Source organism: Halobium salinum, assembly GCF_026586625.1.
GTDB classification, from domain to species: Archaea; Halobacteriota; Halobacteria; order Halobacteriales; family Haloferacaceae; genus Halobium; species Halobium salinum.
In genome coordinates, this window is the sequence record NZ_JAODIW010000005.1 from 280,098 (window position 1) to 302,708 (window position 22,611).

Genomic DNA, 22,611 nt, shown 5'->3' on the forward strand with positions numbered 1-22,611 from the left:
ACTCAGTACTCGGGTTCGTGTTCGTATTCAGGTTCGTTCTCATTCTTTGATCACCACGCCGAAGCTGAGACCGGCCGCGAGGTACTTGTTCACCGCAATCAGGAAGACGACCACCGGGACGATCATCGCCGTCGAGGCGGCCGCGAGCATCGACCACTCGATGGAGCGCGAGCCGATGAACGAGTAGACGAACAGCGTCACCGGCACGGCGTTGAAGCTCGTGAGCACGAGCCCGAACAGCAGTTCGATCCAAGCGAAGATGAACGAGATGATGGCGACCGAGAAGATGCCGGGCTTGGCCGCCGGGAGGACGACCTTCATGAAGCCTTGGAACTGCGTCGCGCCGTCGACACGGGCGGCCTCCTCCAGCGTCTCGGGAATCCCGTCGAAGAACGCCTTCATCACCCACACGACCAGCGAGAGGTTGATGCTGACGTACATCAGCACCATCCCGATGCGCGTGTCGAACAGGTTCAGCTGCTGGAAGATGACGAAAAACGGGATGACGACCGCGATGGGCGGGAGCATGCGCGAGGAGAGAATCCACACGAGTACGTCCCGCTCCATCGGGATGTCGTACCGCGAGAGGACGTACGCGGCCGGCACGCCAATCAGCAGGACGAGCACTACCGAGGCCCCGACCATGACGACGCTGTTGGCGAACGCCGCGACGAACTCCCCGTTCTGGGCGAGCTGGATGTAGTTGTACACCGTCGGTAGGAACACCCAGTCCGGCGGAAGCGAGTTCGCCTGCCCCGGCGGCTTCAGCGACATCGACGCGAGCCAGTAGAGGGGGAACAACACGACGACAGACCACCCCAGCAGGACCGCATGCCGGGCGACCGTGACGAGCGTCTCCTGAGTGTCCTTGTCCAGGCGCTGGGACGACCCCGGTTCGACGTCGGACGTCGCCATCAGTCCCACACCCCCTCGAAGCCGACCTTCGCGATGACGATGTTCGCGATGGCGATGACGAAGACGAGGTAGACGACTGCGATGGCAGTCGCGACCCCCGGCGAGTTGTTGATGAACATCTGCTCGTAGATGTTGATACTCACGAGTTGGGTGGCCGTTCCCGGTCCACCGTTCGTCAGGCCGTACACGACGCCGAACGTCCGGAAGAGGTCGATCATCCGGATGAGGGTGGCGACGAACACCACCGGCTTCATGTACGGGATGATGACGTGGACGTACCGACGCCACAGCGGCGCCCCGTCGACCCGCGACGCCTCGACGAGCGTGTCGGGCACCGACGAGAGCCCGGCGTAGAAGATGATGAACATGAACGGCGTCCAGTTCCACGTGTCGAGCAGAATCACGGTCAGCAGTGGAATCTCAGAGAGGAACGCCGGCGCCGCAAAGGGCGTCGCCGTGTTGATGAGGTACGGGACGACCCCGATCTCGGTGTTCAGCATGATGCGGCCGATGGTCGCGAGCGAAACGGGGGCGACCGCCATCGGGATGATGAACAGCACCCGGTAGAACGACTTTAGCCGCGAGGACTCCACGCCAGTGACGAGCGCGGCGAGAGAGAACCCGAGGACGCTCTCGAGGGCGAGTGCGCTGACGACGACCGTGACCGTGATGACGAACGAGTGTAGTGCGCCGCCGCGTGTGAATGCCGTCTGGTAGTTACTCAGACCGACGAACTCGGCCTCGAAGACGTTCAGCGTCGGCTCCGCGATGACGCTGAGGTAGAGATCGTAGGCGCCGGGGAAGAAGGTGATCATCACCATCACCAGCACCATCGGCGCCACGAACCAGTACGGGAGATAGTCGTTGAAGACGTCCCGGACCCTGGCGGTGCCTGTCCGCTGTTTTCTATCTGTCTGTGTTGGTGTACTCATAGGTGAGCCGGATTAGTCGGAGCCGTAGATGTCTTCGGCGACCTTCGCTGCCTGCTTCATCGCCTTCTCGGCGGGTTTCTGGCCGGCGATAGCGCGCTGTAGCTCCTCGGAGTACCGCTGGCCCCACTCGGGGTACTTGCGGTCGAACGGGTCCGGCGCTGCCTGCTTCAGCGACTCGAGCGAGACCTGTGCGTAGTCTTCGCCGACCTTCGATCGGTAGTCGTCGTTTTCCCACACCGACTGCCGCACGGAGAACACGCCGCTGCTCTCAAGGTGCATCCACATATCGGTCGGCTGGGACGTCGCCCACACCATGAACAGGAATGCCTGCTCGGAGTTCTTGGCGTTTTTCGACGTCGAAATCTGCCAATTGAACGCGTTCGGGTTGAGTTCACCGCCTTCCGGCTTGGGGACCTTCGCGATTCGGACGGTATCGGCAACGCTGGACTCGTCATTAGTGAGCCCGCCCCAGAACATGTTGGCGTCGGCGACGATGTGGCCCGTGCGACCTTCCTGCATCGTCGCTTGTACGTCGGACCAGGTCTGGGTGGACGCTCCTTCCGGACCAAAGTCCTGAAGCAGCGTACTGTACCAGTCTGCCGCTTCAATTACGCCCTGAGTGTCCAGTCCGGAGTCGTTGGGGAAATCGCTCCAAAGCTTGGTCCCCTTCTGTCGGAGAAGCGTATTCAGGATATAGATATTCATCCCGTAACCCTTCTGACCACGACCGGCCGTGCCGACGATGTCGGACTCTTCTTCGTGGATAACCTTCGCGTTCTCACGGTGGTGTTCCCACGTCTCTGCGACCTCCAGTCCGTGCTTGTCATAGAGGTCTTGGAGGTAAAATTGAGTCTGGACCTCGACGGTGATGGGCAATCCAGTCCACTTGTCACTGTATCCGCCACCGTGGGCCTGCCAGCGTGACGCCTCGAACAGGTCATCAGGCTTGTACCAACCCTCATCATACAGGCTGCTATCGTTGAAGTACGTGTCGAGCGGCTGGAGCCACCCCTCGTCACGGAACTGGTTGACCACCTGATCCATGAAGAAGACGTCGAACTGGCCGGCGCCGGTGCTCACGTCGGTCTGTCGCTTGGTCCGGAACTGCTGCTCGGGCAGGATGTTCCACTTGACGTCGATGCCGGTGAGTTCCTCGAACACCGGAATAGCGGGCTTGATCGCCGACACCCACGGATGCTGGACGGCGCCGATGTTGATCTGGTCCCCCTCGAACTGCTTCCACTCGATGTTCGCGTCCTGGTACTTGCTGAGTGGGATGGCGAGTTCGCCGGAGGAGCCGCCACCACTGCTATTACCCGAGTTACTCGAGTTTCCTCCTCCCCCTCCACTCGAACCCCCGCGCGTGCATCCCGCGAGACTACCCAGTACACCTGCACTCGTTACACCTGCTGCTTTCAGAAACCGGCGTCTCTCCTGGTCGCTGGTCATGGTATGACTACCGTACTCACACCACTATAATCATTGCACTTAATCCTTTCCCAAAATTCGGTGCGATTAGTACCAGCGGCCGGGTGCGACCGACCCCGGGTACTTAGCTACCCCACGTTGAACCGATTACTGCAATGGACTGTGACCTCACAGACAAGACCGCACTGATATCCGGGTCCGGAAGGGGAATGGGACGGGCGTCCGCGGAAGAACTGGCACGAAACGGCGCGGACGTCGTCGTCAACGACGTCGACGAGGCGGTGGCCGAAGAGACCGCGGCGGACGTTCGCGACCTCGGCGTCGACGCGATCGGCGTCCCCGCAGACGTGAGCGACGGAGCAGAAGTGGCTGCGATGGTCGAAACGGCGGTGGACGAGTTGGGACCGATCGATATCCTCGTCAACAACGCCGGTGTGGGCGATTCCGGGCCGTTTCTCGATGGGGAGTACGACGAGACGTTCGAACTGAATCTCGACGTCCACCTCCACGGGGCGTTGAACTGTACCCGGGAGGTCGTCGACGGGATGGTCGAGCAACAGTACGGAAAGATAATCAACTTCACCTCGATCCACACGAAGAACGGGGTCGGGATGTCGCCCGCGTACGACGTCGCGAAGTACAGTCTGCTGGGGCTGACGAAGAGCCTCGCTCTCGAACTCGGGCGGGAGGGTATCCGCGTCAACGCGGTCGCCCCTGGATGGGCGAACACCAGACTGACCGAGGGGTTCAGCGATGCAGTCACCGAGCAGATTCTCGACAACAACCCGCTCGGGCGGTTCGCCGAACCCGAAGAGGTCGCCGACGCAGTGGCCTTCCTGGCCGCCCCGGCGAGTGACTATATCAACGGCCACGAGCTCCGCGTCGACGGCGGACAGGTGCCCATCGACAGTTGGCGACTGGACAGTCGATAGACCCCCGACACTGGCAGCCCACCCGAGTAGCACCAATATTTATATACAATGTCCGGGTGTATTCGCTTGGAGTTACATCGTGTACAGGACTCGGCCTCGACCGTGGGCGGAGCCCCATCCCTCCTGCGAACGTCGAGGTTCCCCGAGTCTCACGATACAGCGATAGCAATGATACAGATACACAGACGCGACGTCCGAGTCGAAGAGCCAGAGCCAGCAACCAGCTATCCACGGAGACGACGATGCGCGTAGCCTCACTGACGGACGTCGGCGAGATGAACGTAGAGGAGCGAGAACGTCCGGAACCGAAACCGGACGAGGTCGTGATACGCGTCGGTGCGTGTGGCGTCTGCGCGACCGACCTCCACATGTACCACGGGTCGTACGCCGTGGACTTCCCGATCGTGCTGGGCCACGAGAGCGCCGGCACCGTCACGGCGGTGGGGTCGGACGTCACCGGCGTGGAGTCCGGTGACCGCGTCGCGTTGAACCCCGCGGTGCCGTGTGGGACCTGTTCGTATTGTAAGCGTGGGAAGACGAACCTCTGTGATAACGCGACCGCGATCGGCGGTGCCGGCGACCGCATCATCGACGGCTCGTTCGCCGAGTACGTCCGAGTGCCAGCGGGCAACGTCGAGAAGGTCGGCGACCTGCCGTTCGACCACGCCGCCCTCGCCGAGCCACTCGGCTGCTGTGTTCACGCTGCCAACCGCAGCGGCGTCGGGCAGGCGGACAGCGTCGCGATAATCGGTGCCGGACCGATCGGGCTCATGATGTTACAGACGCTTCGGAACCGTGGTGCGGGGCCGATAGCTGTCTCGGAACTCGACCCGAAACGTCGCGAAGTCGCCGCCGAGATGGGCGCGGACCTCGTGGTCGATCCCAGCGAAGGCGACCCCGTCGAAACGATTCGAGACGAGATCGGTCCGGTCGACGCCGGCATCGAGGTCGTCGGGCTGGTCCCGACCATCCAGCAGGCCTACGACGTGACCGCCAAAGGGGGCAACACGCTCATCGTGGGTGTGCCGAAGCAAGACGCGACGATGGAGATCAATCCCTTCGAGCTCTACTACAACGACCTCGACATCCGTGGGACGTTCGCGCTCACACAGGAGACGTTCGAACGAGCAGTGTCACTGCTCCGGCAGGGCCGTATCGACGCCGAGTCGCTCGTGACCGAAGAAATCGGTCTCGAAGACATCCCCGACGCGTTCGAACGGATGGAGAACAACGAAGGGCTGAAGAAGGTCGTCATCCCCGGCGACAGCGACTGACGGACTCGGTCTCTTTTTCGCTGCCAACTTCGAACCTCTCGGAGAAGTTCGAACTCCAGGGAAGCAGGAGCCACATCGGATTGGTATTTCTCGTCTTCCACCCTGCAACGGGGCAGCGACGTGCGAACGTTTCTTTACGGCGTGTCTCCCAAGACGACCCATGGACGGTCGCAGTCCAGCCGAGCGTGTTCAGTACGAGAACCGTCGAGAGGGACGACCATGAGCCGATTTGTCGTCGTCGCAGACGACCTGACCGGCAGCTGTGACGCCGGCCACGAGTTCGCGAGGCGAGGGTACGACACCCGGGTCGTGCTCTCCCCACAGTCGGATAGGAGGTCGCAGGGGGACGTCAGCGTATACGACACTGCATCACGCTACGTGGTACCCGCCGACGCCGCCGAGTGCGTTCGAACGGTTCTCGAGGGTTCCGACTCCCCCGTCGTCTACAAGAAGGTCGATTCGACCCTTCGCGGGAACGTTCGCGCGGAGGTCGAAGCTGCCACGCGAGCGGTCTCTCCCGACCTGGTCGTCGTCGCTCCGGCGTTTCCGGCCAACGGACGGGTGACGGCGTGTGGGTACCACCTCGTCGACGGACAGTTGGTGACCGAGTCACCGCCCGGAGGGGACGAGGAACGACCGCCGACACACGACTCCCTCCCGGCGTTCTTCGCGTCGAGTGAGTATCCCGTCGAGCGAGTCGGCGTCGAAGCGGTCTCGCGCGGTGTGACTGCCGTGCGTGAGGCGTTCGAGTCGTCGTGTTCGACGGAGGAACCGGTCGTCGTCGCCTGCGACGCCGTGACGGACGGCCACCTCGAAACACTCGCCACGGCGGCCGACGACTTCTCCGGGCGATGTCTGTACGTCGGGAGCGGTGGTCTCGCCCGCCACGTCGTCGTCCCGGGGAGGCCATCGGGGTCCGACTCGAGCGTCGACGAGAATCGGTCCGTGGTGGGCGTGTCCGGGAGCGTCGCACCGGAGACGCTCGAGCAGGTCACGGCGGTATCGAAGGACCGGCGGCGACAGCTCGACCTCGAGACGGCGGTCACCGACCCGTCCACCGCGGGGGGCGACCTGGCGTCCCGTGGGGGTGCTGTCGCCGCCGAATACGGGGGTGTGCTCCTCCACAGTGCCGAGACACGTGACGACGTCGACCGAGCGACGGTCGCCGGCGAACGGGCTGACGTCGATGGGTCGACGGTTCGACGCCGAGTGTCGACGGCGCTTGCTATCGGTGCTGCGGAGGTCGCCAAGGACGGCCACGCGTCGAACCTCTTTCTCACGGGCGGGGCAACTGCCCGGGCGGTCCTCGAAACCCTCGACGCGACGGCGCTCCGCATGGCCGGGGAGGAGGTCGCCTCGGGAATACCGCTAGCGACGGTAGAGGGGGGCCCAGCGGACGGGGTGACGGCAGTCACGAAAGCGGGCGGGTTCGGCAGCGAGCGGGTAATAATTAAGTCCCTCGCTCGTCTCGGTCTTCCCGATGAGCGATAGACTACCGACTATCGGCGTTACCATGGGTGATCCGGCAGGCATCGGAAGCGAAGTCATCGTCAAATCACACTCGACGTCGGTCGAGACGGCGAACGTGGTGGTGATCGGCGACGCGTCCGTTCTGGCGGACGCGGCAGACCGGTTCGCCCCGGACCTGACCGTGCGCCGTGTCGACTCGCCCGCGGCGGCCGACGCCGACCCCGAGGTACTTCCGGTGGTCGACCTCGATAACGTGTCCGCCCACCAGTACGGGGAGCTTTCACAGGATAACGGCGAGGCGAGCCTCGAGTACATCCAGCGAGCGATCGAACTCGCGCAGGCCGGTGAGATCGACGGCATCACGACCGCGCCCATCAACAAGCAGGCGACCCGGATGGCGGGGAGTGAGTACGCGGGCCACACCGGAATGCTCGCCGACTACAGCGATACCGACGACTACTCGATGATGCTCATCGAAGACGAGTTGACGGTGACGCACGTCAGTACACACATCCCACTGCGAGAGGCCTGTTCCCAACTCACCGTCGACGACGTCGCGTCGACGATTACCGTCACGGACGAGGCACTACGCGACCTCGGTATCGACGACCCTGCTATCGCCGTCGCGGGGCTGAATCCCCACGCGAGCGACGGTGGACTCCTCGGCGACGAGGAAGCGGAGACCATCGAACCGGCGGTGGACCGTGTCGCGAAGACGGGCGTCGACGTCACCGGACCTCACTCGCCGGACACGGTGTACGTTCGAGCCGCGGCAGGTGAGTTCGACTGTGTCGTCTCGATGTATCACGACCAGGGCCACATTCCGATCAAGATGCTCGGCTTCACCGGCAACGACGATGCGGTCAGCGGTGTCAACGTTACCATCGGGCTCCCGATCGTCCGGACGAGCGTCGACCACGGAACAGCCTTCGACATCGCCGGCGACGGAGTCGCCTCCGAGCAGAGTATGATCGACGCGGTGGCGACGGCCGTCGAACTCGTCCGATAGACGCGGGTCCCCGCTATCGCTGCTCCGAACAACTGTGCGAGTTCGTGCCCGGGAGGTTACACCAACGCGAAGGCACGAACCGAACATCCACCCGTTCCCTGGACGTTGAGCGGCGGGAAAAAGAAGTCCGCACGCCGACTGTCCGCACCGTCGAGCACTTGATCGAGGTTCCGTAGCTCCTCGATAGGGATGACGTCGTTCTCGAGTAGCGGGAGATGCGAATCGGCCGGGTGGACGTCGGTCGACGGTCCGTGGGCCGGCACCTCGTCGTACCACCCGCCGACACTCGCCCCTTCCGTTCCCACTGCCTTCGGGTCCAGCGAAGCGACGTACTCCGCGGCCTCACCGGTCAGATAGGGGAACTCGAAGAGGTACTCGGGGGTCTGACCGTAGTACTCGTCCCACCCGGTGTGAAGCATGACGACGTCACCGGGCTGAATCTCGGACTCGTAGGCCTCGATGTCGGCACGAGCTATCGACTCCTCCGGCTCTTTCGGCGTCAAGTCGATGACCACGCCCTCGCCCATGAACCGGTCGATAGCGAAGTCGTCCAGCGTCTTCCCTTCGGGGATGAAGTGTGCCGGGGCGTCGATGTGAGTCGCAGTGTGGCTCCGCATCTCCAGCCGTTCCATCGTGAACCCGTCGCGTGCGGCCAACGACGTCCGTTCCAGGTCGACCGGTGGAAAACTCGGCCACACCGGGATGTTCTCGTTGATCGGGTTGGACAGCTCGATGACTTCCTTGGAGTCGAGCATGGCAGAGCCGACAGACTAGGGGAAGATAAGTATTGTGCTCAGCGGAACACATCTTCGACGAACTCGGTGTCATCGAACAGATCGCGATAGTCGTCGGGAACACGACCGTCGGTGACGAGGAGGTCGATGTCGTCGATGGTCCCGAATCGCCGGAAGCTCTGCTCGCCGAACTTGTCGGTGGTGGTGACGACGACAGTTCGTGCCGCGTGCTCTACGGCGAGCTGCTTGATCTTCGCCTCGGACTCGTTCGGTGCCGACAACGCACCCGTGGGTTCGATACCGTTTACGCCGATGAACGCGAGGTCGAAAGACGAGTTTCGAATGTAATCCTCCGTCGTCGGCCCGATCAGTGCCTTGGTCTCGCTCCGGTACTCTCCACCCGTCAGTTGGACCGTTCCGTCCGCTTTGGATAGTTCCGGCAACAGCAGTGGAGCGTTGGTGACGATGATAGTCGAACTGTCATCAGGGATTTCCTTGGCGACCTGCATCGTGGTCGTCCCTGCGTCGAAGAAGACGACTTGACCTTCGTGAATCTCTTCGACGGCTCGCTCCGCAATGGCCTGCTTGCGGTCCAGGTTCTGGACGAGACGACGGTCGAACGCTCGTTCGACGCCGACGTTCGTCACGGGAACGGCGCCGCCGTGCGTCCGTTCGACGAGGTTCCGCTCGTCGAGGTCGGAGAGGTCGCGCCTGATGGTGGACGGCGACACGTCGAGATGTCCGGCCAACTCCTCGACCGAGAGCCCGCCGTGTTTCGTAACCAGTTCCGTGACGGACCGCCGCCGCTGTTCGGGGGTGCTCATGAGACGACCCCCCTGGGCTGGCCCGTTTGCCGCACCGACGCCGTTGGCATGGCTACGACTACAGCCGAGCGGTATTTAGCTCTCTCGTCCACCCGGAACTGCTGCGGCCTCCGGTTCTTCCCAGACTTCTTCGACGGAGGCCCCTTCGTGGACGATTTTCGTGAGCGCGGAGACCGTCCGTGCTGGGTTCTCGGACTTCCAGATGGTTCGCCCGATCATCAGTCCACGTGCCCCGGCGTCCATCGCGCCTTCGACCGATTCGAGCATGGCCCGAGTGGTGTCGGTCGCTGGCCCACCGAGTATCATCACCGGGACCGGCGAGTTCCGCACCAGGGGTTCGAAGGATTCCACACTACCTGTGTACGGTGCTTTGAGGATATCAGCTCCGAACTCCCAGCCCATGCGCATGGCGTCGGCCACATATTCGGGGTCTGTCTCCAGTTGACCCGGAACCCGTTCGCCCCACATGACGGGTTCGACGACGAGTGGGACGCCCGTTCCACGCAGCTCTTCGGCGAGCTGCCCGATGTACTCGACGTTGCGGCGGAACGTCTCGTTGTTGTCACGGCCGAACACGAGGACCGTTTTGACGCCGACGGGGTCGAGTTCCCGGAGGAACTCGGCGTCGAACGCTGGCGTCCAGAGGTCCTGCCCGTGGTCCCGACCGGGACTGGTCGACCACGTCACGACGTCTGCCGTGAGAACGACGTCGACGTCGGCCTCCCGTAGCCGGTCCTGATAGTGACGGGCGAAGTGGGGGCCGATGAGTACCGCGTCGGGCTCCCCGCGTAGTACTTCGTCGAGTGTCTCTTCGGGCGTCTCGAACCCCTCCGGCGAGCCGAGACTGAGGCCGTGATCCAGCGCTACGACGACTGCGTTCCCTGACGGCGTGTCTAGAAGCTCTGTTTGGGTCATCGACTTCGATTGTGGTGAATATGGCCACCTATTTAACCGTTTTCCTAGCGGTAACCGTTATATCGTCCGCCAGCCGCCATCGACCATCAGAACCTCGCCGGTCACGTAGTCGGCATCGTCACTGGCGAGATAGAGGGCGGCCCCGGCGACGTCTCCGGGTGTTCCCGCACGTCCTGCAGGAACTGGTTTGATGAGGTCGTCCTTCTGAGCTGCCTCCGGCGCCTGCTCCGACCATCCGTCGATGAACTCCGTGGCTATCTGGCCGGGGCCAACTGCGTTTACTCTGATGTCGTGGTCCGCTAGTTCGAGGGCTGCCCCTCGAGTGATCATCTTGACAGCGGCCTTCGTCGAGTCGTACTGTATCTGGTCGTGTTGAGCCACGAACGAACTGATCGAGGCAGTGTTGACGATTGTACCCTCGACACCACGGTCGATCATGTCCTGTGCTGCCGCCTGGCAGCCGAAGAACACTCCCTTCGCATTGACCTGATGGATCTTCTCGAATTCGTCTTCGGAGACGTCGAGCAGGCTCCCGCCGATGAACAACCCTGCATTGTTCACCATCACGTCGACACCGCCGTGTTCCCGGGCACGTTCGACGACCGCACGAATCTCGTCGGCGTTCGAAACGTCCGTTTCCACGAACTCGGACGTTCCACCCTGATTCCGGATCGCTTCGTGCGTCGGCGTCTCCGCGACTTTGGGCTCGGACTCGATGTCCGCGTTCAGTACTGTCGCCCCCGCGTCGGCGAAGCGTAGCGCGATCGCACGTCCGATACCAGAGGTCGCGCCGGTGACCACGACGGTGTCTCCCTCGAAGTCGGTGCTGTAGTCAGGCATCGTAGCGAGTATGGGTGGATTTCGAAATAAAGATTTGGGGTCTTCCTGTCGAGCGCAGCTCATTTCCCACGTGTGTTGAATATTACTATTTATAGAAAGATGATTTTAGTATGAAATACCCAATATTAATTTCTATATTGTTACATGATAACGAGAGGCGCCCCCATGAGACGCTGTGACGCTGTGTCCGAAATCGCACTAATAATCAGGTGGAATAGATTCTTTTGCGTGGTTTAGAGATAAATTACGAGATATCAGTCAGACACATACAGAGGTAGTGTAAATAACAGCACTAACCTCATTAGGTCTTCATTCACTACTCTCCATTCCACATACAAGTATTATGATTTTTATTTGTATTGATTATTGACCCATGTTAGAGTCTCGCTGGTGGGTATACACACAGAGAGTCGTCGGACCGGAGACCGACGTCGGTTGTCTATCGCTTCCGAACGGGATGTGGCGATTCAGTCTCACAGATGCGACTTGTGAACCGGCCGGGTCGTGACGTCGAACAACCGAGATAGTACAGACCTGCTCGACACACGTCGTGGGGCAGGTGGTGAGGAGCGTCGTGAGCGTGAAACGCCGACGCTGCTCGTCGCATCGTTTCGCTGTCACGCGTACAGACGTGGACTACTCGGAGTACTTCGAGTAAAGTCTCAAACCGGCTCGGTCCGCTCGTTTGTCAACCGGCCCGCTGACCGGCAAGCGACCGACCTCGTGAACAAAAATAACACCATTACACCTGTTATTATAGAGAGAACTGGTGTTTAGCGACCATGCAGCAGAGGTGGCTACGTTGACCGGAGTCCTATCGGCGTGAGTTTCGAAAAGTTCTGGCATCGTCTCACCCACTATTCGGTACAAGACCGCTTCGCTCGATGCATCTGTCTGAGAGACGTAGAGCCGAGCACGGGTTGCGTTCTTCGTCGAATGGCTTAGCAACGACGAGCACAAATCTAATGCTTCCGATCGGTTCGAAGAATTATCAGACTTCCGGCTCCCGATGAGGATAGGACGGTTACGCCGACGATACCGACGAAACGGCGCTGTTGGGTAGATACGCCCAACGTCGGGGAGTTCCGAGAGATGGAGCCCGTTGGAGGAATCGCAGACCAGAGATAGTGCGCTGGTCGACGCGCCGTCAGCGATGCCGTCCGAACGAACCCGACGGTCGCGACGGTCGCGATAGGTCCCCACGGATGGGGTACGTTTTTGTGAGGCCCGTTCCAGAGGAAGGTATGTCGAACGACATCCGCGTCACCGTCTGGAACGAGTTCGTCCACGAACAGGAGAGCGAGACGGTCGCCGAAGTGTACCCGGACGGAATCCACGCCGTCGTCGCCGACGCCCTGCGCGAGGGCGGCTTCGACGTGGAGACCGCGACCCTGCAGGAGCCCGAACACGGCCTCACCGAGGCAGTCCTCGACGACACCGACGTGCTCACCTGGTGGGGCCACGCCGCTCACGACGAGGTGTCCGACGAGGTCGTGGAGCGCGTGAAGTCGCGGGTGCTCGATGGGATGGGGTTGCTCGTGCTCCACTCGGGGCACTTCTCCAAGATATTTCGTGAACTGATGGGGACGAGTTGCGCCCTCAAGTGGCGGGAGGCCGCGGAGACCGAACGCCTGTGGGTGACGAACCCCGCCCACCCCATCGTCGACGGGGTCGACGAGTACATCGAGGTACCCGACGCAGAGATGTACGGCGAACACTTCGACATCCCGGAGCCGGACTCGCTCGTCTTCACCTCCTGGTTCGAGGGCGGTGAGGTGTTCCGTTCCGGCTGTTGTTACTATCGCGGCGAGGGGCGCGTGTTCTACTTCCGGCCGGGGCACGAGACGTACCCGGTGTACCATCAGGAGGATATTCGGCAGGTGCTCCGCAACGCCTGCGGGTGGGCGGCGCCGAACGACGACGGTCCGGCGGTCGTCCGCGGGAATCACGAGCCGTTGGCGGAAATCGACACCTCCGACGACCGGACCGTCCACTGAGCCGGGTGCGTCCGACCGAACCGGCCCCTTCCGGAACTGTCGGCCCCCTCCGCGTCGCTGCGGCGTTTCCGCTCGTCTCGCGGACCCACAGCCGTCGCTGTCTCTCGTCGGAAAGCGAGTAGAACGAGGATATCAGTACCTGGGGAAAGAGGAGAGAGAGAGAGAGAGAACGAAGCCCGTCGCCGGGCCCGGTAGTTACATTACTTGTTGTACGTGTCGGGGATCAGTACGACTCCGTGGAAGTCGAACAGGTTTCCGACGATTTCGTCGATGCGGTCGAGGTCGGGCGAAATCGCTGCTGCGGGCAGGTAGAAATCCGTGTCCGTCTTCTCGCTGGCGTTCGAATCGAACTCGGTCAGTTCACTCATCTCGGTCACTGCTTGTAGCCGTCCCTCCTTAGCCCCTAGCGTGTATAGGTACGGGCCTTTTTGAATGACAGAATCCGTATAATTGTTACTGACGGACCGGTACTGCGACCGGCCCCCCGCCGGTCGACCGGGAGACGGGAATCCCCCGACCCGACCGTCGAGAGACGAGTGGTCGACGCAGCCCGCCTCACGTCGGTCGTGGGCGACGCCGCCTCGACTCACTCCGTCACGGAAGGTAACACGCGTCTACGGTGTATAGCGGTGGGCATGTAATATGCCACCCATTCAAATCCACCCTCGTGTCTTCCCCGTCGGTGCGCAGTTGTGGCGCCATTTTTCGTACAATTACTTCTGTCCACTCTTATCTCCGAGAGACCCAAAGTAGTCGTCCGCTGGCGCGCCGCGCCCCCGAACGAGAACACTTAACACACCAGTATATGTACGCATTCGCACCGAGGTAAACGGCATCAGCAACAATGAGATACGAACGCGCGGAGTCCGGAGACGATATGTGGCCACACCGGCGTCGGGTGGACGGGCGTAGCTGTCGACAGTGGGGTGAACAGCACCGATGTCGATAACTGCCAAGATACACATCGAACACGACCGGCTCGCGCTCGTCCCGACGCTACGCGTCCTCGACGACGTGAAAATCAGAGTCATCTCCCAGGGGACGACCAACCCGGGGGCGACCGTCTTCCCGTTCCTCGTCGAGTACGACGACCGGGAGGCCTTGGAGAGCGCGCTGGACGACGACCCGACGGTCGCGAGCTACGAGCTCGTCGACTGGGGGGACGGAAACGGAATCTACTACATCGAGCACGCCGGCGAGACGAAACTGATCAGCACCATCGTGACGGACGTCAACGGGTTCCTGGCGAACACAGAGACCAAGGGGAACGGCTGGCTCGTCCGGCTCCTCCTCCCGAACCGGGAGGCGCTCAACTCGGTGTGGGAGTACGCGCGGGAGAACGACATCTCGCTCGATATCATCGAGATATACGGGAACGAGAGCGCGGGGACCGAGAGCTCGTACGGGCTCACCCTCGAACAGCGGGTCGCTCTCCAGACCGCCTACGAGAAGGGGTACTTTCGGGAGCCGCGGGACATCTCCCTGAACGAGGTCGCAGAGGAGATGGGGCTGTCGTCGACGGCGATGAGCGGTCGGCTCCGCCGCGGGATGCGGAACCTCGTCGCCGCGACGATCGCCGAACCGGACGAAGCGGAGTAGGGCTCCGACCGTCGAGCACCCCAGATACAGATATATTTAGTTAGATAAGTCGTCGCGAGTTCGCCCGCGTCACTTCGACCCGCGCTCCTGGTACACCGGTCGCAGGGACGTACTGTCCTTCCCGTAGCCGAGCCACGAGCTAAGCAGGGTGGCGACGAACACCAAGTACACCGGAAACAGGATAAACAGCGTGTACGCCGCCAGGGCGAGGGTGAGTCGCCCAGTGGCGTACAGAAGTCCGATGGTCACGAGCCCCGGAACGGCGCCGGCTACGGTACCGTACCGGAACGCGGCGTTGGCTGCGGGGCCCGGCGACACACGGATTCGATCCATAAGTTCACTACTACCCGAAGACGAATAAGAAATTCGCGGGGCGCGATGCCGCGTCACCGCTTGGCTCACCGCCCGTCCGAACTCGGCTCGCCGCCGCCACGGGTGTAGGGGCCTGCCGAATTCGACAGCCGGTTCGACTTCGCGTAACGCCGTGATCACCGACCCGACTGCCGTTTCGGTCGCCAACGGACGCGCCCCCGTGTGTCCGGCTACATACAAACACGCCTCTATCCGCCTGCGTCCAACGACGGACATGACAGCCCCTTCATGCGAAAATTCCCGGGGGTACATAAAAGATAGAGGCTATTAACACCGTCATTTATCTGGGTTTACCATGTTGAATCGAATGCCATGACAGAGGATGCCGACCACCCGAACCATCCGAGTATCGACCAGTCCGACCGCGTCTTACCACGCAACCTGCGCCAGAGCGGCGACCCCGGCATTCAGATGCTGGTTTCGACCCGCGTGCGCAAGTCCCCCTTCTTCGACAAGTCGTTCAACGAGGAAGGCGCCTGGCGCTGTACGGTGTACAACCGGACGTACCACCCGCGCGGCCTCGTCGAGCCCGAGGACGGCGGTGCGATGGCCGAGTACGAGGCGCTGACCGAGAAAGTCACCCTCTGGGACGTCGCCGTCGAGCGTCAGATCCGCGTGAAGGGACCGGACGCCGAGGCGCTCACCGACTACGTCATCACGCGTGACGCCACCCAGATCGAACCGATGCACGGGAAGTACGTCATCCTCTGCAACGAGGACGGCGGCATCCTCAACGACCCCATCCTGCTCCGGGTCGAGGAGGACGAGTTCTGGTTCTCCATCTCGGACTCCACGCTGATGCAGTGGCTCCAGGGCGTCAACGTCGGCAAGGACTTCGACGTCGAGATCGACGAAATCGACGTCGCCCCGATGCAGATTCAGGGGCCGCTGTCCGAGGACGTCATGGTCGACGTCGTCGGCGACGAGGTCAGCGACATCCCGTACTACGGTCTGATGGAGGCCGAGATCAACGGCTGTGAGGTGCTCGTCAGCCAGACCGGGTTCTCCGGCGAGAAGGGCTTCGAAGTGTACGTGAAGGACGCCATGGAGAACGCGGAGCGCGTCTGGGACCCGGTGCTCGACACGGTCAAGGAGCACGGCGGGATGCAGATCGCGCCCGGGCACCACCGACGTATCGCGGCCGGTATCCTCTCGTGGGGTCAGGACATGGACCACGAGACCTCGCCGTTCCAGGTCAACTTGGGCTACCAAGTCCCCGACGACAAGGAGGGCGACTACATCGGCAAGGAGGTACTCGAACAGCAGAAGGAGCAGATCGAGAACGGCGAGTACCCGTTCAACCTCAAGCTGGTCGGCCTCAAGATGGCCGGCGAGCCGATCCGCGACTACGCGCCCGACTTCTGGATCGTCTCCGACCCCGACACGGGCGAGGAGTGCGGCTACATGACGTCGCCGTGGTGGAACCCCGAACTCGAGACGAACATCGGCCTCGGGTTCGTCCCCGCGGAGAAGCTCCAGAACGAGACCGACGCGCAGCTCAACGACGAAATCTACGAGGAGGACCTCGACATCGAGTTCCAGGTCCACCTCCCCGACGAGTACTCCGAGGAGGAGGACGAGCCCGTCTACGCCACGGTCGGCGAGGTTCCGTTCAAGGAGTCCGTCAACCCGAGCGCCCGCGAGCAGGCGAAACTCAGCGCGGCGCAGGAAGCCAGCAACGACTAGTCGGAACGCCGCTGGACACCCTCGATTCGAACTTTTTTCACGCCGGCCCCTGCCGATGACGACAGGTTCCCCGATGGACGAGCGGGCGAGGGCGGCCATCGACACGTTGCGTGAGCGCGTCCGTGGCGCGGTTCTCGAACCCGGTGACGACGAGTACGAGGACGGTCGTAGTACCCTGTGGAACACCCGCATCGACCGCGAGCCAGCAGTCGTGGTCGGGTGTGCCAGCGCGGCCGACGTCGTCGCCGGCGTCAACGTCGGCCGCGAGTTCGGCCTCCCGCTCTCGGTGAAGGGCGGCGGCCACCACGTCTCGGGGAGCGCCGTCTGTGAGGACCGGTATCACGCTCGACCTCGGGCCGATGAACTGGATGCGCGTCGACCCCAAGGGGCGGACGGCCCGCGTCGGTCCCGGCGCGACATGGGGCGACGTAGACTGCGAGACGCAGGCGTTCGGGCTGGCCGTTCCGGGCGGACAGGACCCCGACATCGGCGTCCCCGGCCCGACCCTCGGGGCGGCGTCGGCTGGCCCAGTCGGAAGTACGGACTCACCTGCGACAACCTCCTGTCGACCGACGTCGTCACCGCCGGAGGTGACCTGGTCCGCGCGAGCGAGGCGGTCCACCCGAACCTGTTCCGGGCGACCCACCACGTCGAGCCGAACGAGTGACCGGACAGGCGACCGGGCGTATCCGCGTCGCGTCGTCGAGCGTGTCCACACCACGTCGACCGTCGTGTCGACGGTCGTGTCGGAACGGGCCACCGAGGACCGGGACCGTCCGCGAAGCCGACGGACTCCAAACCGGAGGCCCGCCGAAGCTCCCTTTCCCCGGGGTCTCGTAACCTCCTCCCGTGACAGACGAGTTCGCCATCGTCGACCCCGACGACGTCGAGGACGAACGATTTCAGACCTGCGAGACGACCGTTCGGAAACTGACAGCGCCCCTCGACGCGACAGAGCTACGCGCGAACCAGGTGCTCGTCGACCCCGGCGAGGTAACCACGCCCCACACCCACGAGGGTCAGGAGGAGCTGTTCGTGGCGATGACCGCCGGCGAGATCGAGATCGAGGGCGACCTGCACGCCGTCCCGGCGGGCGGCGTCGTCCGCGTCGGCCCCGACGTCGTCAGAAACCTCTGTAACCGGACCGGCGAGTCGACACACGTCTGGCTCGCGCTTGGCGCGCCGCCGGTCGGCTCCGTCGAGGACTTCGGCGCCTACGTCGTCCCCGACGAGGAGGACTGAGTCGGGGGTCGCCGCCGATAGCGCCCCCGCGACGGAGGCGACTCCGGCCAAGTCGGGCTCGACTCTCCGAACTCGTCGACCCGCCGACCGCGGGCGCTACCGCTTGAGTCGTTCGAGCCGCCAGGACTCGAGGTCGGCCGTCTGGTTGAACGCGTAGATGTGGACGCCACGGATACCGTACGACTCGTCGGCGACGTACGGCGCGAGTCCGTCGATGAGCTCGTCGGGCTTGTACGTCCCCCGGGAGCCGATGAGCTGACGGACGAACCCGAGGATACCCGTCGTCTTCTTCAGGAACTTGATCGAATCACCGACGCCGACCTTCTGTGAAATCTGCAGCAGGCGCTGGTACTTCATCACGCCCGGGATACCGACTTCGACCGGGAGGTCGACCCCCCGGTCGCGCAGCTCCGAGATCCACTCGAGCACCGTCTCGGGGTCGTAGCAGAGCTGTGTGACGATGTAGGTCGCGAACGGCTCCTTCCGTTCCATCGACTCCCGAAGCGTCTCGTCGGAGAGGAAGTCGTGGCCCTCGGGGTAGCCCGTGATACCGACCTCCTCGAACTCGTACTCGGTCTCCTCGAGCGCCGTGAGCAGGTCGTACGCCGACTCGAACTCGCCGGCCGGCTCCTCGCGGTCGCCGCCGGGGACGAAGATGTCCGTGACGCCCGCCTCGGTGAGCCGGCGCGCGATCTCCTCTAAGTGCTCCCGGTCCTCCACGTAGCGGGCGGCGACGTGCGGGACCACCTCGTACCCCTGTGCGACCGCCGCTTCGGTCTTCTCGACGGTCCGGTCGATGCCGAGTTGGGGCGACGTGGTGATGGCGACCGTCGCCCCGTCGGGGAGGTGGGTAATCTCCTCGTCGAAGCTCTCGAACGGCATGAGTTCGAAGCGGGCGTTGCCGAGGAGGACCTCGACGCCGTCGACGTCCTCGAGGTCGGCGACCGTCTTCGACTCCGTCTTCGACTCGGACTCCAGGGACATTGCTTGTGGTAGGGGTTGGCGTGCAGCCACTTCGCTTTGCGGGTGACTCACAACACCCATTTAAGTAGCATCGGCGGGGGGTCTACGCACTCCCCGCAGTCGGCGCACTCCGGCGGATGTGGCCGGCGACGTCCTCGTGTGAGAGCTCCTGTTCCGGCCCCGCCGGAAGCCGTCTGGGGACGAACTCGAGCAGGTTCAGCTGCTGGAGAAGCTCCCGGGCGTCCCCCTCCTCCAGGTCGAGCCGCCGTGCGAGTTCGTAGAGGGTCACGGAGCCGACGACCGCGTCGACCACGTCCGGAATTCGGACCTCGTCCGGCAGGCCGACGCCGTCGGCGACGAGCGGCTCCGCACCGACCGGGTCGGCGTCCGGGTCGACGGCGTCGGAGCCCTCGGCCCCATCGTCGTCGGGAGTGCTGGTATCGGAGCCCTCAGCGTCGCCCTCTCCGACTCGGGAGTCCTCGGCCTCCGACCTAGCCCGCGGGGCCGTGTCGTAGGTGGTCGGGGCGTGGACGCCGGCCTCTATCATGTACCGCCTGACGGTCTCCGAGGCGACGTCCATCTCGATACGGCGGCTCATCTCCGTGAACGTCTCGCAACGCTCGTACAGCCGCTCCAAGTAGTCGACGTCGTCGTACGGCGGCACCGACTCGTCGCGAACCGCTGCGAGCGCCTCGGCTCCGTCCTGGGTTACCTCAGTGCCACCTTCGACTGTCCCCACACCGTCCGCTGCGAGGCCGTCGCCGCCGGCGGTCGAACTGTCCCGGGTCGGGGTGTCGTCGGCGGAGGGTCGGTCGCCGGTCGGTCCGCGTGCCTCCTCCGTCGACGCCGACGAATCCCCAGTCGTGTCGAGGTCGGCCGTCGGGGTCGCATCCGACGAGGTCGTCTCCGAGGGGCGGGTCGACCCCTCGATGACGACCTCGACGGTCAGCAGGAGTCCGCCGTCGTCGGTGGTCGCCGCCCCGCGGACGTCCGCGCTGACGGCCGCGTCGACCCGCTCCACGGCGTCTTCGAGGTGTGGCGCGGAGAACGTGACGCCGATACCACACTCCTCGTCGACGGACGCCGACTCGGCGGCGAGCGTCGGCCCGTCCTCCCCGTCCGGACCGGGGAACGCGGCCGGGACGGTGACCGTCGCTCGAACCGTCCCGTCGTCGTCCGTCGACGCCTCGACCGCCCGCACCGACCGCCCCTCCGACTCGTACTGCTCGACGATCCGGGAGAGGAGGTCGAAGGAGGTTCCGAGTGGCATGTGTTGCTATAGAATAACACACCGTAGAGCATAATCGTACGTGAGGAATAGCCCACCCTTTTACTTGAATGAGGCGCTAAGGCCCCTTCTTCAACGAGCGACCAACGGGAGCGAGTAGGGAGGGGATACAGCGCCGCACGAGTAGCAAATACGTTCGGCGCTCGGCCCACAAGCCCACAAATCGCAATAACTATGCGCATAGGTGCGCATAGTGCGTATGTAGTGAGACGGAAGAATATCACCATCCGCGAAGACCAAGCCGAGTGGGTCGAGGAGAACCACCTCAACCTCTCGTCGTTCGTTCGCGGGCAACTTGACGAACTCATCGAAGAACGCTCGTGAACTACAACTACAGGTATCGACTCCGACCGTCCGACGCTCACCGCGAACAGTTAGCGTGGACTGTCGATACCTGTAGGCAGGCCTACAACCACTTCCTCCACCGACTCAACCGCACCGACGACACGTCGGCGTACTCCGAGCAGAAGCTCCTGCCGAGCCTCAAGAAGTGGTGGAGCGACCTGAAAGGCGTTCACTCGAAGGTACTACAGAAGGTCGTGCAACGGCTGTACGACAACCTCTCGACGCTACACGGGAGGAAAGAGAACGGCTAGCGCGTCGGCACGCTCAAGTGGAAGGCACCGGGCGAATACCGCAGTTTCACCTACAGCCAATCCGGCTTCAAGCTCAAGAACACGAGCGGTCGGACGCGACTGTGGCTCTCGAAGCTCGGCGAGATACCCATCACCTTTCACCGCGACCTGCCAAACGACGCTGAAATCAAGACCGTCACGGTCAAGCAGGAACCCACCGGGAAGTGGTACGCCATTCTTGGGGTCGAGACTCCCGACGACCCGCCGGAGAAACCCGAGAATCCCGAGAAATGTGTCGGTATCGACGTGGGGATTCTCAAGTACGCCCACGACACGGACGGAACCGCCGTCGAATCGCTCGACCTGTCCGACGAACGCGAGCGGTTGGAACGCGCACAACGCGACCTCTCGCGGAAGGAACACGGGTCCGCGAATTGGGAGAAACAGCGGAAGGTCGTGGCCGAACGTCATGCCGACCTCAAGAACAAGCGCCGCGACTTCCTTCACAAGTTGTCGAACTACTACGCCCGAGAATACGACCTCGTGGCCGTCGAGGACTTGGACGCGAAGGGTTTGGTCGAACTACCGGGCAACTCGCGCAACCGGGCAGGAGCGGCGTGGGGGACGTTTCTGCGGATGCTCGAATACAAGTGTGAGCGGGAAGGGACGCACTTCGTCGCCGTGAATCCACGCGGAACAACGAAAGAGTGCGCGTCCTGCGGCGTTTCGACCGAGAAACCGTTGTGGGTTCGTGAACACTCCTGCCCGGCGTGTGGGTTCGAAGCGGACAGAGACGCGAACGCGGCGTGGAACATTCTTTCTCGCGGTATCAGGAAGCGGTTAGGAGCGGGACGCTCCGAATCAACGCCTGTGGAGACTGCGCTCCCTGTGGATACGTCCGTGTCTGCAAAGCGTGTCGTTGAAACAGGAAGCCCCACCCTCAAGCGCGAGCCGTCAGGCGAGCGGTAGGGTGGGGTAGTTCACTATCCCGACGGAAACCGGCCGACAGAATCCATCCGTGGAGCGGAGAGGTTCCGTTCCGCCCGACCGACGGGCGGCTCGGCCGGCGGCGTCACCGGGGCGCCGTGTCGGGGTCTACCCGGCGTCGCGTCGGTCAGTCGCTCACTCCGACAGTTCCTGCCAGCGGTCGACGCCGGCCTCGGCGACGTCCCGGTCCTGCGAGACGGCGCCGCCGGAGACGCCGATCGTCCCGACGATCTCGCCGTCGCGTTCGAGCGGGTAACCGCCGCCGAATATCACGATGCGGCCCTCGTCGGTGGTCTGCAGCCCGTACAGGGAGTTGCCCGGCTCCGACGCCTCGGCCAGTTCGTGAGTCGACGTCTCCAGGGCGGCCGCCGTGTACGCCTTGTTCCGCGAGATGTTCACCGAGGCGAGCCAGGCGCCGTCCATGCGGTGCTGGGCGATCAGGTTCCCCTCGCTGTTGGCGACCGTGATCACCATCGGGTTGTCGATCTCCTCGGCCCGGTCCTCCGCCGCGTCGATCAGCTCCGTCGCCGTCTCCAGCGGAATGGATTCGACCATCGGACGGAGGGTCGTAGGACGGACCCAAAAGCGTGGTTGCCGCCGGCAGTACCCGTCGCGGGAGCGGACTGACG

The 22,611-nt window shown here is 63.3% G+C and carries 20 protein-coding genes and 2 pseudogenes; 10 read left to right on the top strand and 12 right to left on the bottom strand.

From position 1 onward, the window contains the following. Positions 1-39: 39 nt before the first annotated feature. Genes N5095_RS02770 through N5095_RS02780 form a run of 3 tightly spaced genes read right to left on the bottom strand, consistent with a single transcriptional unit; the run spans position 40 to position 3,296 of the window. Positions 40-915, bottom strand: a complete 876-nt coding sequence (locus N5095_RS02770) for a carbohydrate ABC transporter permease (RefSeq protein WP_267620811.1) — start codon at positions 913-915, stop codon at positions 40-42. Then, positions 915-1,847 carry a carbohydrate ABC transporter permease gene (locus N5095_RS02775; protein WP_267620813.1) on the bottom strand — a complete coding sequence of 311 codons (933 nt, stop codon included), beginning with the start codon at positions 1,845-1,847 and terminating at the stop codon, positions 915-917. Before N5095_RS02775 ends, N5095_RS02770 begins: the two co-directional genes overlap by 1 nt. A 12-nt stretch (positions 1,848-1,859) precedes the next feature. Further along, complete coding sequence (locus N5095_RS02780) at positions 1,860-3,296, bottom strand: substrate-binding domain-containing protein (RefSeq protein ID WP_267620815.1); 1,437 nt, start codon at positions 3,294-3,296, stop codon at positions 1,860-1,862. 134 nt (positions 3,297-3,430) lie between these two features. Here N5095_RS02780 and N5095_RS02785 point away from each other — a divergent pair, with 134 nt between their 5' ends. The 4 genes from N5095_RS02785 to pdxA all read left to right on the top strand — a co-directional run bounded on the left by N5095_RS02785 (position 3,431) and on the right by pdxA (position 7,960). Continuing rightward, a complete protein-coding gene (locus tag N5095_RS02785; protein ID WP_267620817.1) occupies positions 3,431-4,207 on the top strand; it encodes an SDR family NAD(P)-dependent oxidoreductase in 777 nt (258 codons plus the stop codon). A 242-nt stretch (positions 4,208-4,449) separates the two neighbouring features. Beyond that, positions 4,450-5,481 (top strand): zinc-dependent alcohol dehydrogenase family protein, encoded by a 1,032-nt coding sequence (locus tag N5095_RS02790; RefSeq protein ID WP_267620819.1) that lies wholly within the window; start codon positions 4,450-4,452, stop codon positions 5,479-5,481. Between the two features lie 219 nt (positions 5,482-5,700). Next, complete coding sequence (locus tag N5095_RS02795) at positions 5,701-6,972, top strand: four-carbon acid sugar kinase family protein (protein WP_267620821.1); 1,272 nt, start codon at positions 5,701-5,703, stop codon at positions 6,970-6,972. Then, positions 6,962-7,960, top strand: coding sequence for a 4-hydroxythreonine-4-phosphate dehydrogenase PdxA (gene pdxA, locus N5095_RS02800; protein WP_267620823.1), 999 nt, complete (start codon positions 6,962-6,964; stop codon positions 7,958-7,960). The genes N5095_RS02795 and pdxA overlap by 11 nt, the downstream gene beginning before the upstream one ends. 56 nt (positions 7,961-8,016) lie before the next feature. Here the strand turns inward: pdxA and N5095_RS02805 are convergent, their stop codons facing one another. The 4 genes from N5095_RS02805 to N5095_RS02820 all read right to left on the bottom strand — a co-directional run bounded on the left by N5095_RS02805 (position 8,017) and on the right by N5095_RS02820 (position 11,273). Beyond that, positions 8,017-8,715 (bottom strand): cyclase family protein, encoded by a 699-nt coding sequence (locus N5095_RS02805; protein ID WP_267620825.1) that lies wholly within the window; start codon positions 8,713-8,715, stop codon positions 8,017-8,019. Positions 8,716-8,753: 38 nt separating this feature from the next. Further along, positions 8,754-9,518, bottom strand: a complete 765-nt coding sequence (glpR, locus tag N5095_RS02810) for an HTH-type transcriptional regulator GlpR (protein WP_267620827.1) — start codon at positions 9,516-9,518, stop codon at positions 8,754-8,756. Between the two features lie 75 nt (positions 9,519-9,593). Beyond that, positions 9,594-10,433, bottom strand: coding sequence for a class I fructose-bisphosphate aldolase (locus N5095_RS02815; RefSeq protein WP_267620829.1), 840 nt, complete (start codon positions 10,431-10,433; stop codon positions 9,594-9,596). Positions 10,434-10,490: 57 nt separating this feature from the next. Further along, entirely contained in the window at positions 10,491-11,273 is a 783-nt protein-coding gene (locus N5095_RS02820) for an SDR family NAD(P)-dependent oxidoreductase (protein ID WP_267620831.1), read from the bottom strand. Between the two features lie 1,244 nt (positions 11,274-12,517). Here N5095_RS02820 and N5095_RS02825 point away from each other — a divergent pair. Continuing rightward, on the top strand, positions 12,518-13,270 hold the full coding sequence (locus tag N5095_RS02825) for a ThuA domain-containing protein (protein WP_267620833.1): 753 nt from the start codon (positions 12,518-12,520) through the stop codon (positions 13,268-13,270). A 200-nt stretch (positions 13,271-13,470) separates the two neighbouring features. Here the strand turns inward: N5095_RS02825 and N5095_RS02830 are convergent, their stop codons facing one another. Next, complete coding sequence (locus tag N5095_RS02830; protein WP_267620835.1) at positions 13,471-13,638, bottom strand: hypothetical protein; 168 nt, start codon at positions 13,636-13,638, stop codon at positions 13,471-13,473. 571 nt (positions 13,639-14,209) lie between these two features. Here N5095_RS02830 and N5095_RS02835 point away from each other — a divergent pair. Continuing rightward, positions 14,210-14,869, top strand: a complete 660-nt coding sequence (locus N5095_RS02835) for a helix-turn-helix domain-containing protein (protein WP_267620837.1) — start codon at positions 14,210-14,212, stop codon at positions 14,867-14,869. A 69-nt stretch (positions 14,870-14,938) separates the two neighbouring features. Here the strand turns inward: N5095_RS02835 and N5095_RS02840 are convergent, their stop codons facing one another. Beyond that, positions 14,939-15,202 carry a hypothetical protein gene (locus N5095_RS02840; protein WP_267620839.1) on the bottom strand — a complete coding sequence of 88 codons (264 nt, stop codon included), beginning with the start codon at positions 15,200-15,202 and terminating at the stop codon, positions 14,939-14,941. A 351-nt stretch (positions 15,203-15,553) separates the two neighbouring features. Between N5095_RS02840 and N5095_RS02845 the strand changes: the two genes are divergently transcribed. The 3 genes and pseudogenes from N5095_RS02845 (at position 15,554) to N5095_RS02855 (ending at position 18,169) form a co-directional block, all read left to right on the top strand. Continuing rightward, the gene (locus N5095_RS02845; RefSeq protein ID WP_267620841.1) at positions 15,554-16,927 is read left to right on the top strand and encodes an aminomethyltransferase family protein; all 1,374 of its coding nucleotides are present in this window, start codon (positions 15,554-15,556) and stop codon (positions 16,925-16,927) included. Between the two features lie 368 nt (positions 16,928-17,295). Continuing rightward, a pseudogene (locus N5095_RS22480) lies at positions 17,296-17,391 on the top strand (hypothetical protein); the annotation flags it as partial. 385 nt (positions 17,392-17,776) lie between these two features. Continuing rightward, positions 17,777-18,169, top strand: coding sequence for a cupin domain-containing protein (locus N5095_RS02855; RefSeq protein ID WP_267620845.1), 393 nt, complete (start codon positions 17,777-17,779; stop codon positions 18,167-18,169). A gap of 96 nt (positions 18,170-18,265) precedes the next feature. On the opposite strand, the gene N5095_RS02860 is transcribed toward N5095_RS02855, so the two are convergent. Continuing rightward, a complete protein-coding gene (locus N5095_RS02860; RefSeq protein ID WP_267620847.1) occupies positions 18,266-19,153 on the bottom strand; it encodes a methylenetetrahydrofolate reductase in 888 nt (295 codons plus the stop codon). 82 nt (positions 19,154-19,235) lie between these two features. After that, positions 19,236-20,402, bottom strand: coding sequence for a DUF8073 domain-containing protein (locus N5095_RS02865; RefSeq protein ID WP_267620849.1), 1,167 nt, complete (start codon positions 20,400-20,402; stop codon positions 19,236-19,238). Between the two features lie 338 nt (positions 20,403-20,740). Here N5095_RS02865 and N5095_RS02870 point away from each other — a divergent pair. Continuing rightward, positions 20,741-21,964, top strand: a pseudogene (locus N5095_RS02870) (RNA-guided endonuclease InsQ/TnpB family protein). A gap of 153 nt (positions 21,965-22,117) precedes the next feature. Here the strand turns inward: N5095_RS02870 and N5095_RS02875 are convergent. Beyond that, the gene (locus N5095_RS02875) at positions 22,118-22,537 is read right to left on the bottom strand and encodes a GlcG/HbpS family heme-binding protein (RefSeq protein ID WP_267620851.1); all 420 of its coding nucleotides are present in this window, start codon (positions 22,535-22,537) and stop codon (positions 22,118-22,120) included. Positions 22,538-22,611 lie beyond the last annotated feature (74 nt).